The sequence below is a fragment of the Celeribacter baekdonensis B30 genome, assembly GCF_000299875.1.
In the GTDB taxonomy this organism is placed as follows: Bacteria; Pseudomonadota; Alphaproteobacteria; order Rhodobacterales; family Rhodobacteraceae; genus Celeribacter; species Celeribacter baekdonensis_A.
Map to the genome: position 1 here is coordinate 155107 of NZ_AMRK01000001.1, position 14442 is coordinate 169548.

The 14442-nt window shown below is 58.9% G+C and carries 18 protein-coding genes; 8 read left to right on the plus strand and 10 right to left on the minus strand.

Annotated elements, in window-relative coordinates; all coding sequences use genetic code 11:
- Window positions 1-27 precede the first annotated feature (27 nt).
- Window positions 28-924, minus strand: a complete 897-nt coding sequence (locus tag B30_RS00790) for a LysR family transcriptional regulator (protein WP_009570062.1) — start codon at window positions 922-924, stop codon at window positions 28-30.
- 94 nt (window positions 925-1018) lie between these two features.
- Here B30_RS00790 and B30_RS00795 point away from each other — a divergent pair, with 94 nt between their 5' ends.
- Both B30_RS00795 and B30_RS00800 read left to right on the plus strand, forming a co-directional pair.
- Window positions 1019-1756: an SDR family oxidoreductase gene (locus tag B30_RS00795; RefSeq protein ID WP_009570063.1), complete on the plus strand. Its 738-nt coding sequence runs from the start codon at window positions 1019-1021 to the stop codon at window positions 1754-1756.
- 26 nt (window positions 1757-1782) lie between these two features.
- On the plus strand, window positions 1783-1995 hold the full coding sequence (locus B30_RS00800; RefSeq protein ID WP_009570064.1) for a tautomerase family protein: 213 nt from the start codon (window positions 1783-1785) through the stop codon (window positions 1993-1995).
- A gap of 110 nt (window positions 1996-2105) precedes the next feature.
- Here the strand turns inward: B30_RS00800 and B30_RS00805 are convergent, their stop codons facing one another.
- The 8 genes from B30_RS00805 to B30_RS00840 are packed head-to-tail and all read right to left on the minus strand — an operon-like array spanning window position 2106 to window position 8932.
- Window positions 2106-2771, minus strand: coding sequence for an NnrU family protein (locus B30_RS00805; protein WP_009570065.1), 666 nt, complete (start codon window positions 2769-2771; stop codon window positions 2106-2108).
- Window positions 2772-2784: 13 nt separating this feature from the next.
- Entirely contained in the window at window positions 2785-3981 is a 1197-nt protein-coding gene (locus B30_RS00810) for an NnrS family protein (protein WP_009570066.1), read from the minus strand.
- Window positions 3982-3994: 13 nt separating this feature from the next.
- Complete coding sequence (locus B30_RS00815) at window positions 3995-4231, minus strand: hypothetical protein (protein WP_009570067.1); 237 nt, start codon at window positions 4229-4231, stop codon at window positions 3995-3997.
- The gene (locus B30_RS00820; RefSeq protein ID WP_009570068.1) at window positions 4228-4401 is read right to left on the minus strand and encodes a hypothetical protein; all 174 of its coding nucleotides are present in this window, start codon (window positions 4399-4401) and stop codon (window positions 4228-4230) included. Before B30_RS00820 ends, B30_RS00815 begins: the two co-directional genes overlap by 4 nt.
- 1 nt (window position 4402) lies before the next feature.
- Window positions 4403-6298: a nitric oxide reductase activation protein NorD gene (locus B30_RS00825; RefSeq protein WP_009570069.1), complete on the minus strand. Its 1896-nt coding sequence runs from the start codon at window positions 6296-6298 to the stop codon at window positions 4403-4405.
- A 10-nt stretch (window positions 6299-6308) separates the two neighbouring features.
- A complete protein-coding gene (locus B30_RS00830; protein WP_009570070.1) occupies window positions 6309-7121 on the minus strand; it encodes a CbbQ/NirQ/NorQ/GpvN family protein in 813 nt (270 codons plus the stop codon).
- Window positions 7118-8467 (minus strand): cbb3-type cytochrome c oxidase subunit I, encoded by a 1350-nt coding sequence (locus B30_RS00835; RefSeq protein ID WP_009570071.1) that lies wholly within the window; start codon window positions 8465-8467, stop codon window positions 7118-7120. The genes B30_RS00830 and B30_RS00835 overlap by 4 nt, the downstream gene beginning before the upstream one ends.
- A gap of 12 nt (window positions 8468-8479) precedes the next feature.
- The gene (locus tag B30_RS00840; protein WP_009570072.1) at window positions 8480-8932 is read right to left on the minus strand and encodes a c-type cytochrome; all 453 of its coding nucleotides are present in this window, start codon (window positions 8930-8932) and stop codon (window positions 8480-8482) included.
- Between the two features lie 124 nt (window positions 8933-9056).
- On the opposite strand from B30_RS00840, the gene B30_RS21610 reads away from it, so the two are divergent.
- Window positions 9057-9314, plus strand: coding sequence for a DUF1858 domain-containing protein (locus B30_RS21610; RefSeq protein WP_081583642.1), 258 nt, complete (start codon window positions 9057-9059; stop codon window positions 9312-9314).
- On the opposite strand, the gene B30_RS00845 is transcribed toward B30_RS21610, so the two are convergent.
- Window positions 9256-9978 carry a Crp/Fnr family transcriptional regulator gene (locus B30_RS00845; protein WP_009570073.1) on the minus strand — a complete coding sequence of 241 codons (723 nt, stop codon included), beginning with the start codon at window positions 9976-9978 and terminating at the stop codon, window positions 9256-9258. The two genes, B30_RS21610 and B30_RS00845, sit on opposite strands and share 59 nt — an antisense overlap.
- Window positions 9979-10123: 145 nt before the next feature.
- Here B30_RS00845 and B30_RS00850 point away from each other — a divergent pair, with 145 nt between their 5' ends.
- The 5 genes from B30_RS00850 to B30_RS00870 all read left to right on the plus strand — a co-directional run bounded on the left by B30_RS00850 (window position 10124) and on the right by B30_RS00870 (window position 14442).
- The gene (locus B30_RS00850; protein WP_009570074.1) at window positions 10124-10552 is read left to right on the plus strand and encodes a pseudoazurin; all 429 of its coding nucleotides are present in this window, start codon (window positions 10124-10126) and stop codon (window positions 10550-10552) included.
- A gap of 70 nt (window positions 10553-10622) precedes the next feature.
- Complete coding sequence (gene nirK, locus B30_RS00855; RefSeq protein WP_009570075.1) at window positions 10623-11843, plus strand: copper-containing nitrite reductase; 1221 nt, start codon at window positions 10623-10625, stop codon at window positions 11841-11843.
- 14 nt (window positions 11844-11857) lie between these two features.
- Complete coding sequence (locus B30_RS00860; RefSeq protein WP_009570076.1) at window positions 11858-12619, plus strand: formylglycine-generating enzyme family protein; 762 nt, start codon at window positions 11858-11860, stop codon at window positions 12617-12619.
- A gap of 549 nt (window positions 12620-13168) precedes the next feature.
- Window positions 13169-14116 (plus strand): DnaJ C-terminal domain-containing protein, encoded by a 948-nt coding sequence (locus B30_RS00865; protein ID WP_009570077.1) that lies wholly within the window; start codon window positions 13169-13171, stop codon window positions 14114-14116.
- On the plus strand, window positions 14113-14442 hold the full coding sequence (locus B30_RS00870) for a hypothetical protein (protein WP_009570078.1): 330 nt from the start codon (window positions 14113-14115) through the stop codon (window positions 14440-14442). The genes B30_RS00865 and B30_RS00870 overlap by 4 nt, the downstream gene beginning before the upstream one ends.

Consider the following 14442-nt stretch of genomic DNA (forward strand, 5'->3'; position numbering starts at 1 on the left):
CGGGGCGCGCCTCGTCGAGACAGCACCTCATAGGGCCGCGTCCTCAAACACATGAACCACCCAATCCAGAAACACCCGCACTCTGGGGGAGAGTTGGCGGTTCTGGGGGGAGTAGGCGGCGAGGAAAATGGGTGGGGGTGGCGCATTGGTCAGGACTTCCACCAGTCTCCCAGCCTCAAGGTCATCCAGAAAACGATACTTTGGTGCTTGCACGAGGCCGAAGCCTTCCCTTGCCAAGTGATGCACCGTGTCTGCGTCATTGGCCGTCACAGTTGCAGGTAAAGAGACTTCCTCAAAACGCGTCCCGACTTTGAACTCAAGCGGCATCGCCGTTCCCGTTCGCGACGACAAAAACCCCACCATACGATGGCCATCGAGGTCCTTGACGGACTGCGGCGTGCCGTATTTTGCAAGATACTCGGGGCTGGCGCAGGTGATCTCCGGGATGCTGGCGAGTCGCCGCATCATCATGGTGCTGTCCTCCGGTTCTCCGGCGCGGATGACACAGTCGACCCCTTCGCGCACCAGATCGACCAATCGTTCCGTCTGACCAAGTTGCAATGTGATCTTGGGATATCGGGCGAGGAACCCCGACAGGCGCGGCAACAAAAAGACCCGTGTGAGCGTACCAGGAGCATCAATGCGCAAAAGCCCCGAAGGCTCGTGTCCACGCAAGGCGCCTTCTGCCTCCTCCAAATCGGCCAGGATCGACAGGCACCGTTGATAATAGGCCGCCCCATCGGGCGTGGCGGCGATGTGCCGTGTCGTGCGGTCAAGCAAGCGACTTTCCAAATCGCGCTCCAACCGTTGAATGGCTTCGCTGGCGGTTGAGCGCGGAATGTTCAGATCGGCAGCGGCTTTGGTAAAGCTGCCACGCTCCAGAACACGGACAAAAAGGCGCATCGTCGCAAGCCGGTCTATCATTTGTTCGTCATTTCCGAATTATCATTCCAATTTTCGCCGGATTATCTGGAATCTATTCCGGTTTATCTACCGTGACAACAGACCGGAGATCGACATGAAACACCCAACTCAAAACACAATCATCACTGGCGCCAGCAAAGGGATCGGTGCGGCCATCGCACTGCGTCTTGCTCAGGACGGTCATGCTGTTCTGATAAACTATGCGCGTGACAAAGCCGCGGCTCATCGCGTCGTCAAAACGATAAAGGAGGCCGGCGGTCAAGCGATTGCGGTCCAAGGCGATGTCGCAGAGCCATCCTGCATGGCCGAGCTGTTTGACGCTGTTGAACAGACCTTCGGACCCGCCAACGGTCTGATCAACAATGCAGGCATCATGCGCGGCGGCCCGATTGGCGCCGCGACAGATGAGGACTTTGACGCGCAATGCGCCGTCAATTTTGCGGGCGTCTTCAGAGGCATGCGCGAGGCCGCCCATCGCCTGACGGAGGGCGGAACCATTGTCAGCCTGTCCTCCAGCGTCGTTGGCCTCTACCAGCCTAACTACGGCCTCTATGCCGCGACCAAAGCCGCCGTCGAGGCGATGACCCATGTGTTGGCAAAAGAACTTGGCCCGCGTGGGATCACCGTCAACGCCGTCGCGCCCGGCCCGGTGGACACCGAATTTTTCAGGACCGGGAAACCCGATGCCTTGATCGAACACATTAAGGACATGAACCCGTTTGGGCGTCTCGGGACGCCTGACGACATCGCTGCCGCTGTGGCTTTTCTCGCTGGCCCTGATGGCCGCTGGATCAGTGGCCAAACCCTTCGCGCCAATGGCGGCGTGATCTAACCCCCTCCCCTTGAAAGGACAATCAAATGCCATTTGCAAACTACAAATTGCCACAAGACTCCCTCACCACGGCCCAGAAAGAAGACCTGATCCACAAGACAACCGACCTGCTGGTTGGGCTCTTTGGAGAGGTCGTGCGCCCCAACACAATGGTTCTGATCGAAGAGGTCAAGGATGGTGGGTACGGCCGCGCCGACGAAGTGTTTGTGTTGCCGGATGAGTATCGCGCCAAGGGCTAAGTCGCCTTATGCACGGGGCAGCAGTGCAAGCCGCCGCCCCAATGATTTCTGACAATGACCTTTGGTTTCGACACCCATCTTCGTGGTTCGACCAAGGATCACTCAGAGGATCACCAAAGCACAGAAACGCCCGCAAAAAAGCTGTGGCCAGCAATCAGGGCACAATAGGCGGTCAGCGCGTAGACACTCCGCCTGACATCGCCCTTTGCAAAGACCGTCCGCAGGGGCGCGCGTTTCGCAGGGTGCCACAGGGTCTGCCATGTCTGCATCCCCAGTTCTTTTTGCCGCCGCCGATCCAGAAGCCGCATCCCAAGGATGGCAAACCCGCCCAGAGCTCCAAACAGCAACACATGCGCCAAATCGCCATTGGGCAACAGATGCAAACCCGCCCAAAGCAGAAACCCCAACAGGAGCGGATGGCGGTGCACCCGCACGAAACCCGGCCGCGACGGATCAAACGCATCAGTCTTTGCCCCTCCGAAGGAAAAGGGATTTGGACGCCCAAGTGACAGGGCGAATATCATGCAGACCGCCAGCATTCCAATCCGGGTCACAGTCAGAGTGATCGCAGATTGTGGCCACAACAGAACCTGATCGGGCCAGTTGGCCGCGCGGATCAGCAGCAAGAGCATGGCCAGCGACAGAAGCGAGTATAGAATGGTAAAGCCCCGCGCGCCCACCGCCGCCACCGCCCGGCGTTTGACGGCGGGGCGGGTCGGGATCGAATGGCTGAACAAAAACAACGCGAACATCGTCCCATAGGCAACCCAGTTCATGTCACAGACCTCCTCAACGGGACCGTTTCGCAGACCACAGCATCGGGGCATACTGTATGGCAAAGCCCAGAAATGCCATAATCCAAAAGCCGCCCGAAAGCTGATACAGCCCGGTCAGTGGCACAAACCCGGCTAGAAACCGCAGGATTGTGGCGGCAAAGAGCGCGACATAGACCGCCACGGTCCCGGCGCTGGCCTGTAGGTCGCGCCCGGTATGACCCAGCGAGGCACGGCTCATCACCGACAGCGTCATTCCACCAATCACGCCTGCGGTCCACAGGTGCACTGCGGCAGGCCCCGCCAACATCCCCGGCCACAGGATCGAGGCACTGACAGCCAAAGCCCCGAGCGGCAAGCAGAGATAACTCATATGCAAGACAAACAGAATCGGTTCGCGCCGGGTCATCAGCCCTTGCCAACGGCTCAGGCGGATTAGGTGCAACACGCCGATCACGGCAAGGAGAAGCGCGGTGACCACATGCAACGGCGCCGCCCCCCATGCCAAAAGCGCCAAGGCGCTCAGCGCCAATGTGGCTTTGTCAAACCGCTGCATCGGCGGCACCGGACGCGCCGCATGTCCCGCTTTCACCAACCAGTTACGGGTGAAAGACGGGATGATCCGACCGCCAATCAGGGCGACCATCATCAACGCCGAGCCAAGCCCCAGCCGCATCCCGAAGCCCGTCGCCGCATTGCCCCCGCGCCCGGCCTCCAAAAGGAACAGAAGGTCAGAGAGGGTAAACACCATGAGCAGGAGCAACACGGGCAGGTTGCGCCAATTCCGCCCCGCAACGATCTCTCGCAGCAAGAACGCCCCGAGCACCAGTGGAAAGGCAAGGTCGGTGGCGGCCGCATAGCCGAAAGGGATCAGCCCCGAAAACAGCATGGCGATGCGCCCGATACCCCAGAGCGCGAACACCCCGATCAGGGACGTACCGACCACCGGCAGGCGCCCGGTCCAGTTGGGAACAGCCGTCAAAAGGAACCCGGCGATGATCGCACCGAGATAGCCAAACAGGAACGCATGGGCGTGCCAACTCACCGGATCGAGCCGTGACGGCAGGGTGAGCGCCCCGGACAAGACCAATATCCACAGGCACATGGCACAGGCAGCCCAAAGCGATCCAAACAGGAAAAACGGACGAAACCCGTAGGAAAACAGGGCTGGACCCGTCCAACGGCGCATCTGTTCAGTAGAAGAAACGGGCATTCTCACGGTCCTTTCAAGTGTCGGCAACATCCATCAGGCGTCGGATATGACAGGCAAAGGCATAGGTGGCAGGCAGCGCGATGAGCGCGCCAAGCCCCAGCGACACCGAGGTCGTCGCAACCGGCAAGCCAAGCCACGACCCAATGAGCGAGGCGAAAAAGACATTCACCGCAAAAGCGCCCCAACCGAAAGGAAAGAGCAGCACCGCGATGCGTGCCGCGCTCCAGTGCCCCACGCCCTGTCGGGTCATCGCCGCGCCACCACCCGCGCGACCACAATCAGCGCGGCAATCAGTGCCAATGTGGCGAAAAAGAACCAAAGTTCCGCCGTGGCGGATTGCGCCTGTGGGATTGGACGATCGAACGCCTCGGCAAAACCCGATGCGGGAATGACGGCGGTGAGAAGGATTAGAAAACGCATATTAACTCTCCTGTGTGAGGCTGCGGTAAATGTCGGGAAGGGCCCGCAAGAGCCGTTCGGGATGGGGCAAAAGCGTGAACCCGCCCCGGCCAAAAATGCGGGCGAACCAGTCCTGCCCGTCTTCGTCGATGATCACGCCATGCAACGACAGTCCGGCCCGGCGCGCCTCGCGCACCGCCATATGGCTGTCCTCGATGCCGTGCTGGCCTTCGTAGTGATCAAGATCGTTGGGCTTGCCATCGGTCAAAACGATCAACAGCTTGTGGCTGGCGCTTTCTTTCGCCAATTCCGCGCTGACATGACGGATCGCGGCGCCGAGCCGGGTGAAATGGCCGGGTTTGAGCGCGGCGATATTGTCTTGGACAGTGGCGCCCATCGGATCGGCAAAGCCTTTGACCCGCGCGACAAAAACCCGGTCGCGCCGGAGCGAGGAAAACCCCCAGATGCCAAACCGGTCGCCCGCGGCGTCGATCCCGGCACTGAGCGCCGACATGGCCTCACGGGCCACATTGATCACCGAGCTGTCGCCAATCGCGGCCTCTGTCGACCGCGACGTGTCAATCAGAAAGGCGACCGTCAGATCACGGTCAACTTGGCGTGCTTGTTGCCAGATACGATCCGTGCCGCGCCCGCTGGCGAGGATGTCGGTGCGGTTACAAATCACTGCGTCGAGATCCAATTCGCTGCCATCGATTTGACGCGGGCGCAGGATGCGTTTCGGGCGCAGCGCCTCGAATTGCCGCCGCACCGCGCGAATGTGGCGCGGATCGGCGCGAAACCCGTCATTGGGACCAACGGCAACAGGGGCTTCGAGCACCCGGCAATGACCCTCCATATAGCTGCCTGTCCGGTGGTTCCATTCAGGATATACATGTGTGCCCGCGAGCCTCTCGTGTTCGGCATCGACCGGAGAGAGGTCGAGATGCAGCCGAAGCCGGGTCGCCGCCTTGCGATTGTGTTTGCTCAGGGTGATCTGGTCCTGATCCTCCGCTGCCTTGGCGGCGTTCTCTTCGTCGTCATCGTCCACCGAGCGGTTGATATTCATCGACTCGACCCAAGAGAGAATGGATTCAAACCTGTGGATGATAAAACTGTCGCGCCGCCGCGTCTGATCGAGATCGCGACGCTCGCCAAGCTTGCGTTTGGTGCTGGCCGCACCGGAGGCGGCAGTCTTGCTCTGGGCCTGATCCTCGCTCGCACCGCGACCGGATGTCAAACGCTCGAACCGCAGCCAGATCGGCACTGGGGCGAGCGGCATATAGGTGCCCGTTTCACTTGGCGGCACACCGGCGGATGAGACCTCCCCACCCAGCTGATCCCGCAACGCCTGTTCCATCATGGCTTCGGCAGGGGGGCGTGCCAGATTGGTGCGGCGCCCGAGGGACAAAAGCGCAAGGTCGCGGTAAGCCGCGCGCAGACCGGGACAGCGCAGATAGGCGTGATCGCAGGCCTGCGCATTGGCCCGGATTTGCGCGCAATCCATCGCCTGGCCCACAGGTTCCGTAGGCAAATCCGGCATATCTTGACTGCTCACCACCGCCAAAGCGGTGAGCCAAAAATACGCCGCGCGGTTGAGCCGTGCCTCTGGAAACACATCAATGACCGGCGGCAAGCGCAGGCGCTCGCCATCAAAGGCCGCCACATGTTCTGTTTCGCGGGCGGACCCGAGTTTGCGGCGCAACGCCACGCGATGCCGCACCGGCGTTGGGGCGGCTTCGACAAGCTCCACCCCCGCATGGCCACCGAGCGCACGAAACACCACCGTCAGAGAGGGGCGCAGTGAGGAAAGGGTCACGCCCTCCTCAGGGAACCTTGTGTCGGCACCGATGTCTTTGGCCCAATCGTGCCACAGGTTGCCCACCGTCTCTTCCGGTTCCATCAGGTCCATCAAACGCATGGCGCGGCTCCTATCCGTAGATCGTCGAGACCAGATCACGCAGCGCCTGCTGCACATCCGGCTCATCGGTGAGCGGTTCGATGATGGCGACCTGAATCGCCTGATCGACACTCATGTTGCTGGCCATCAGCCGCGCCGCATAGGTCAGAAGCCGGGTGGACACGCCCTCTTCGAGATCCATCCCCGAGAGCGCGCGAATATGCCCCGCGAGCCGCACCAATGGCGCAACGCGCCCGGGTTCCAGCCCGCTTTCGGCACTGACCACCGCGATTTCCACCTCTGGCTCCGGGAAGTCGAAAGAGATCGAAAGGAACCGTTGACGGGTTGAGGGTTTTAAACGCTTGAGCACGTTTTGATAGCCCGGATTGTAGGAGGCAACGAGCATGAAACCCTTTGGTGCGGCAAGCTCTTCCCCCGTGCGGTCGATCATCAGGGTGCGGCGCGAATCCGTCAACGGGTGCAGCACCACGGTTACGTCTTTGCGCGCCTCAACCACCTCGTCGAGGTAACAGATCGCGCCCTCACGCACGGCGCGGGTCAGTGGCCCATCAACCCATTCGGTTTCGCCACCCTTGAGCAGGTAGCGCCCGATCAGATCGGCCGCAGAGAGATCGTCGTGACAGGCCACGGTGTAGACCGGCTTGCCTAGAATTGCGGCCATATATTCGACAAAGCGGGTTTTGCCGCAGCCGGTCGGCCCCTTCAAAAGAAGGGGCAAACCGTTTTCATAGGCCGTTTCGAACAGGCCGCATTCCATACCTGTTGGCTGATAGAACGGCAGATCAACAGAGGCGGAAGGTGAAAGATCAAGCGTCATGGTCATTCTCCTGCGACAGCTTGTGCTGGGCCGGGTTGAATCACTTCACGTTTGCGCGCAACGACGAGCGAGTAGATGAACAGGAGCGCGCCAATGACCACTGCGGCCCCCGCGCCAAAGCGCATCAGGTAGAAGAGCGACAGGCTGTCCTGAACCTCCATGTAGTTTTCGCCCAGTACACGCTGCATATGGGTCTGGATCGTCCCGGCAAAGGTCAGCACGAAGGTCATAAAGGTCATGCCGCCGGTCATCAGCCAGAAGGACGCCATGTTGAGCACCTGGTTATAGGGATCACGTCCGCGCAACATCGGCATGGCGTAGGTGAAGACCGCGAGGTTCAGGGCGACATAGGCGCCGTAGAAGGCGAGGTGGCCATGAGCGGCGGTGATCTGGGTGCCGTGCGAGTAGAAATTCACCCCATGCAGCGTGTGCAGGAAACCCCAGACGCCAGCGCCGAAGAAGGCTACGGTGGAGGACCCGAGCGACCACAAGAGCGCGGCCTTGTTCGGGTGGTTCTTGCGCCCTTTCCAGACCATGACGAAGGCGAAGGACATCATCAGAAAGAAGGGGATGACTTCGAAGGTGGAGAAGATCGACCCGATCCACTGCCAATAGCCCGGCGTGCCGATCCAGTAGAAATGGTGGCCTGTGCCAAGGATACCGGAGAACAGCGCGGTGGCGACGATGACATAGAGCCATTTTTCGACCACTTCGCGGTCTACACCAGTGAGCTTGAGCATCAGATAACCAAGGATCGCGGCCATGACCAGTTCCCAGGTCGCTTCGACCCAGAGGTGAACGACCATCCACCAGTACATCTTGTCGAGGCTGAGGTTCTCGGGGTTGATGAAAGCGAAGACCCAGAGCAGGCACAACAACCACAGCCCCATCAAAAGTACGTTGGTGATCGCGGTTTTGCGCCCGGCGAGAACCGTCATCGAGATGTTGAACAAGAAAATGACGGCTGCGACAAGAATGCCGAATTTCACCCACAAGGGCTGTTCGAGGAACTCGCGACCGCCGTGAATGCCGACAAGATAGGACCCAACCGCGCCCAGCGTGCCAACCATCAAAATGATCAATTGGAGATAGGCGAGTTTGACGGAGAACAGTTCGCGTTCCGACTCTTCGGGAACGAGGAAATAGGCCGCGCCGAAAAAGCCCAGCAACAGCCAGACGATCAGCGCGTTGGTGTGGATCATGCGGATCACGTTGAAAGGCACGATCTCGGACAGGGTGTTGGGCGAAACGTAAATCCAGCCCGCCAAAAGCCCGCCCAGCACCTGAATGCCAAACAGCGCCATGGCGCAGTAGAAATAGGCTTTCGCCACAGATTGGGATTGGTATTTCATGGGTTATTCTCCTTAGCCCGCGTCATTCGGCGGCCAGCCTTGGGTGTCGGTTTGATCGGCCCAGCGCAGGAACTCAGAGAGCGCGCGCATCTCTTCCTCGGTGATCTCGAAATGTGGCATCTGGCGGCGGCCTTCGATGCCCGAAGGCTGCGCCTGCATCCATCCGTCGAGGATTTCATAGGCGGTTTCCGGGTCATCGGCGACACCCCAGCGGGTCATCACATTGCCAATCTCAGGGGCGAAATAGGCGCCTTCGCCATGCAGCGTGTGGCAGTTGATGCAGGAATTTTTTTCCCAGACATGTTTGCCGAGCGCGACCTGTTCGGTCAGCGGCATCCCTGCGGTAGACGTTTTGACGATATGTCGGTGGCTCTGCGCGGTCAGCGCAATGAACACCACAACGAAGAAGATTGATCCTCCGTAAAAGATGTTTCGCGCCCGCGTTTTGGTCAGAATTTCAGCCATGGTGGGCCTCTCTTTGGGTCACTTGATGACCAGAGAGGTAACCGTCCTGAAATGTGCGAAGTTTGCGCTGGCGCAACGTTTCGATACATTCAGCTCTTTAGATTGATCGGTGAAAGGACGCGCCATGCCTCTGACATCCCCGCTCAATGCCGATCTGACCCTGAATGAGCTTATGGAAACATGGCCCGCGACGATTCAGGTTTTCTTACGCCACAAAATGCTCTGTGTTGGCTGTCTCGTCACACCCTTTCACACAGTTGAAGACGCCTGTGCAGAATACCATCTCGATCAGCACGCCTTTGTCGCGGAATTGCATGAGGCGGTTATGTCGGCACCCCACCCCGGCACATCAACACAAGGCGGTGGGGATCGGTCACGGTGATCCGCTTGCGGCGACTTGACACCAACCCCTGTTTTTCCCAGGCACTCAACAAACGCGATACTGTATGTAATGTGGTGGCAGTCATTTCCGAGAGGTCCTGACGGGTGATCGGAAAGTCGATCTCGATGCCGCCTTCAACCTTGCGACCAGTCTGGTTGATCAACCGCAAAAGCGCATTGGCAACACGTTGCTCGACCTGTTGCGTCGCCATCTCAACAATGCGGTTGTTCATTTCGCCAAGGCGCTGTCCCAGCGTCTTGTAAGTCTCGGTGGCGAAACCGTCGTAACGCGCAACGAAATCGTCCCAAACCCGCATGGGCCAACTCAAGATGATCGCTTCAGACGCCGTCACAGAGGTCGCTGGATAGGTGTCACGTCCAATCGCTTTGGCGATGCCAAACAATTGGCCGGACGGAATGTGGAGAGCGATGACCTGCTCTCCGGTCGCGGTGATCCGCATCACCCGAATATAGCCGTCCAGCAACATATAGAAACGCTCCGCCGGGGCACCCTCTTCAAAGACCGCAACGCCCTCGCCGAGGCGGCGGACGCTTGCCATGTCCAGAATCTCACGAATCTGCCGCTTTTCCAACTTTGAGAAGGGCGGCACATGACTGAGCAGGCTTTCATCAAGGCGCGGCAATGTTTTGGCTGTGTCAGACATTGTTCTTTCTAAACACGTTAGAGCGCGGCGTCCAATAGATGCGTATCGCCCGAGAGAAACGATGAGAAGTTTGTGCCACCGCAAACTTCGTCTTGGAGGCGGGTCTATAAATAAGCCGAAAACAAATCAACCGAAAGGACAGACAATGTTTCGTTCCCTGATTTCTGGACTGGCTCTCGCCGCGTTGCTCGGCGGTGCCGCCAGTGCGGAGGTGTTCGAGGTGCATATGCTCAACAAGAGCGACAATGGCACAATGGTTTTCGAACCCGACCTCGTGCAGATCGCGCCCGGTGATACCGTCAAATTCATTCCGACGGACAAAGCCCATAACGCCGAAAGCGTCGATGGTATGATCCCTGCCGGAGCCGAGGCCTTCAAAGGTAAGATCAACCAGGAACTCGACGTGACCTTCGATGCCGAAGGTGTCTATGCCGTCAAATGCAATCCGCATTTCGCAATGGGCATGGTGATGACGATCAAAGTCGGCGATGCCGCCGCCCCAGATGATTTCCTTGCCGGGCGTTTGCCGAAAAAGGCCAAGGAACGCTTTGAGACACAACTCGGCAAACTCTGAACAGTGCCGTGAACAAAATTAAGACCCAACGCACAAGACACAACAATCCATAAAAATCTTGGAGGGTCTCATGACCACTTATATCAACCCCGGCCTCGTGAAAACCAATCGTCGCAATGTGCTGCGCGGCTCTCTTCTTGCCGGTGCCGCGGCCGCTGTTGGCGGTGCCGCACTGGCGACACCGGTGCGCAAATCCGCGCCTCTGGCCGCCCCACGCGCCGCCGCGCCTCGGTTCATTCAGGCCGAAGCTCAGGCTCAGGCCGTCGCGCCGAAAGTGGACCTGTCGGGCTACACCCGCGTGAAACAAGACCTTGTCGCGCCGCCCTTTGCCCCGGTCCACGACCAGGTGGCAACCGGCGGCCCCAAAATCGTCGAAATCACCATGGATACAAAAGAGGTGCTGTTGACGGTGGATGAGGACACGGGTGCCGAAATTTGGGCGCTCACCTACAACGGTTCCGTCCCCGGTCCGCTGGTCATCGTGCATGAGGGTGATTATGTCGAACTGACCCTGCGCAACCCGGTGGATTCGATGATGGAACATAACATCGACTTTCACGCCTCCACAGGCGCCTTGGGCGGCGGCGGGCTGACCCATGTCTTCCCCGGCGAGGAAACCGTGTTGCGTTGGAAAGCCACCAAACCGGGCGTATTCACCTATCACTGCGCACCGGGCGGGGCGATGATCCCCTATCACGTCACCCATGGGATGAACGGTGCGGTGATGGTGTTGCCGCGAGATGGGTTGAAAGACCGCGATGGCAACGCGCTCACATACGACCGCATCGCCTATATCGGCGAACAGGATTTCTACCTGCCACTCGACGAAAATGGCGCGTACAAAACATATGAGACGGCTGGCGAAGACTACGCCGACAGCATTGATGCCATGCGCACACTCACCCCGACCCATTCCGTGTTTAATGGCTCTGTCGGCGCGCTGACAGGTGAGAACGCACTGAAGGCCAAGGTCGGTGAAACGGTCTTGATGATCCACAATCAGGCCAACCGCGACACCCGTCCACACCTCATTGGCGGCCATGGCAACTATGTCTGGGAAGCCGGATCCTTCTCTGACGCCCCGCAAACAGGTCTCGAAAGCTGGTTCATCCGGGGCGGATCAGCCGGGGCCGCGCTCTATACGTTCGAACAGCCGGGGGTTTACGCCTATGTGAACCACAACCTCATCGAGGCGGCTCTTCTTGGTGCCACCGCGCATTTCGTCGTCGAAGGCGAATGGAACAACGCCCTGATGGAACAAGTCGTCGCTCCGAAGAGTATTGAAACTTAAGAGGGACCAAACCTATGACCGTTTCCGTATCTCATGTGATCTTTTCGTCCCTTCTGAAGATCGTGGCAGGTATGGCAACGGTCACGCTCGTCGGGGGCGCGTGGTGGATGCTGCGCGGCCCCGACTTGTCCTATGTGCCCGAGATGGCCGAACATGCAGTCGTGCTGTCCGACGATCACAAGATTTTCGTTCAGAAATTCGAAGTGACTGTGGCCGAATGGAACCAGTGTCACGCCGATGGCGCCTGTGATCTGGAACTGCGTGCCCCTGCACACGAAGACCCCGCGTTCCTTCCAGCCACCGGGCTGAATTTCGTAGACGTCAACCAGTACCTGGACTGGATCAACCGCCATTCGCGTCATCCCTTCAGACTGCCGACGGCAGAGGAATGGGATTTCATGGCCAAAGATGTTTTGCCCGAGGAACCAGATCCGATTTTCACAGATCCCGCATTGAGCTGGGCTTCCAGCTATCTGATCGAGGGCCTCGCGCCGCGGCGTCTGGTGCGACAAGGCAGTTTTTCCGTCAGCCCCGAGGGCATTGTCGATCTTGATGGCTCCGTGTGGGAATGGACCGAAGATTGTTTTGCCGGTGACGGTGGAGGCTCCATCGACCGCGATCGTTGCCCGGCCTTTTTTGCCGGCGGCGAACATGTTGCCGCGATCCCGTTTCTGGTCCGCGACCCGGCCCGCGGCGGCTGCGCTGTCGGCAGCCCGCCTGCCCATCTCGGACTGCGATTGGTGACAAACAAGGACATAAAGGGCGGTGGTGTGTGACGCGGTAAGAAATAGGTCCGGTTGACCGACAAACGGCTTACCATACGCGTTGATCTACGCCAAAAGGCGGCTTCTTGTTTCAACGAGTTGCGCAATCCGAAGTCAATGCTCTGATAAGGCGTATTCAGGCGTATCTCGCGTTACCCCCGATCAGGATGCATTCCTACTCAGGAGACCTAAAAAGCGTCGTCACCACCGCGACCGGCGTGTTCACAATGCCGGGGCTGCGGTTGACAGCTCCGCTATGTCCTTCCAAGGTCAAACCACCGCACAGGCCGTCGAAACGTTTGCCTTTGCCTTTCCCCTTCCTCTCGGTCCAATATTCCCAAAGCTGTTTTCGATGAAAAGTGAAACCAACGCCCCGATGCTACCTTTGTTGCCAACGATTTCGAAGAGTTGACCAAACAATTGACCGTTTTGCGTGAAGACATTGCCGAAGGGTTTGATGACGCACAAAATATGTCGAACGCACAGGTCACAACACAAATGAGTAAGCATTTTTACGGGACTGCACTATCATGACGCCACAAAGATCGATAAGGAATCCAGATGCCCGATGATCCCTACAAAGTGTTAGGTCTCACCAAGTCGGCAACCGCAGATGAGATCAAAAAAGCCTATCGCAAACTGGTGCGCACCAGCCACCCTGATCTGCACCCGGATGATCCCGCTGCGGAAGATCGGTTTAAAGCGATTGGGGCGGCTTATGATCTTTTGAAAAAGCCCGAAACCCGTGCCCGCTATGATGCGGGCGAGATTGATGCACAGGGGGCGGAGCGGCCCCCGCGCCAATATTACCGCGATTTTGCGGACACCTCCGACAATGCCTATCGGCAACGCAGCGGCTTTGGTGCGGACACCGACCCGGCCGATATTTTCGCCGAAATATTGCGCAACCGTGCACGGCAATCCGGCGGCGGCGGGTTTGGCGCTCAAAGGGCATCTGTGCGTGGCGCTGACCTGCGGTATAGTCTTGAGGTGCCATTCCTGGAGGCCGTGCTGGGCACCAAAACGAGGATCACCCTGCCGGACGGTCAGGCCCTTTCGGTGAGTATTCCCAAAGGCACGGCGGATGGCCAAACCCTACGTCTGCGCGGGAAAGGCGCGCCCGGATTTGGGCAAGGCCCCGCCGGAGATGCGTTGATCACCGTGTCCGTGCGCCCGCATCCGGTGTTTCACCGTGACGGAGATGACATCCTTCTGACGCTGCCGATCACCATTGAAGAGGCCATTTTGGGCGGCAAAGTCAGCACGCCGACGATCCACGGACCCGTGGATTTGACCATCCCTCCCGGTAGCAGTTCGGGGCGCATTCTGCGGCTGAGAGGCCGTGGCGTTGAACGCGCCGGGGCCAAAGAAAAAGGCGATCAAAAGGTCGAGCTTAAAATCGTCGTCCCGCCCGAGGTCGATGCCGATTTGCGGGACTTTCTAGCGGCACGGCGCGGCAAAAACACCTTTGATCCTCGTATTGATCTGATGAAGGGGGGCCACTCATGATTGAACATTTTTCTGAAGAGGAGGTGATCACCACAATCACCCGATTGAGCCGGGACCAACTTGTCCGCTTCATCGAGGCCGAGTTTGTGCGACCGGATCGCAGTGAGACGGGCTATGTGTTTCGGCGCATCGACATCGCCCGGTTGGAATTGCTGTGCGATCTGTCGTTTGATTTGGATCTGGATGAGACGGCTCTGGGCGTGGTGATTTCGCTGATTGATCAACTCCATACCGCTCACCAAGAACGCCTTGCCATTGAACGCGCCATTCAGGCGCTGCCGGCGGATGTACATGCGCGGATTTTGGAGAGCTTGAACGCGTCATAA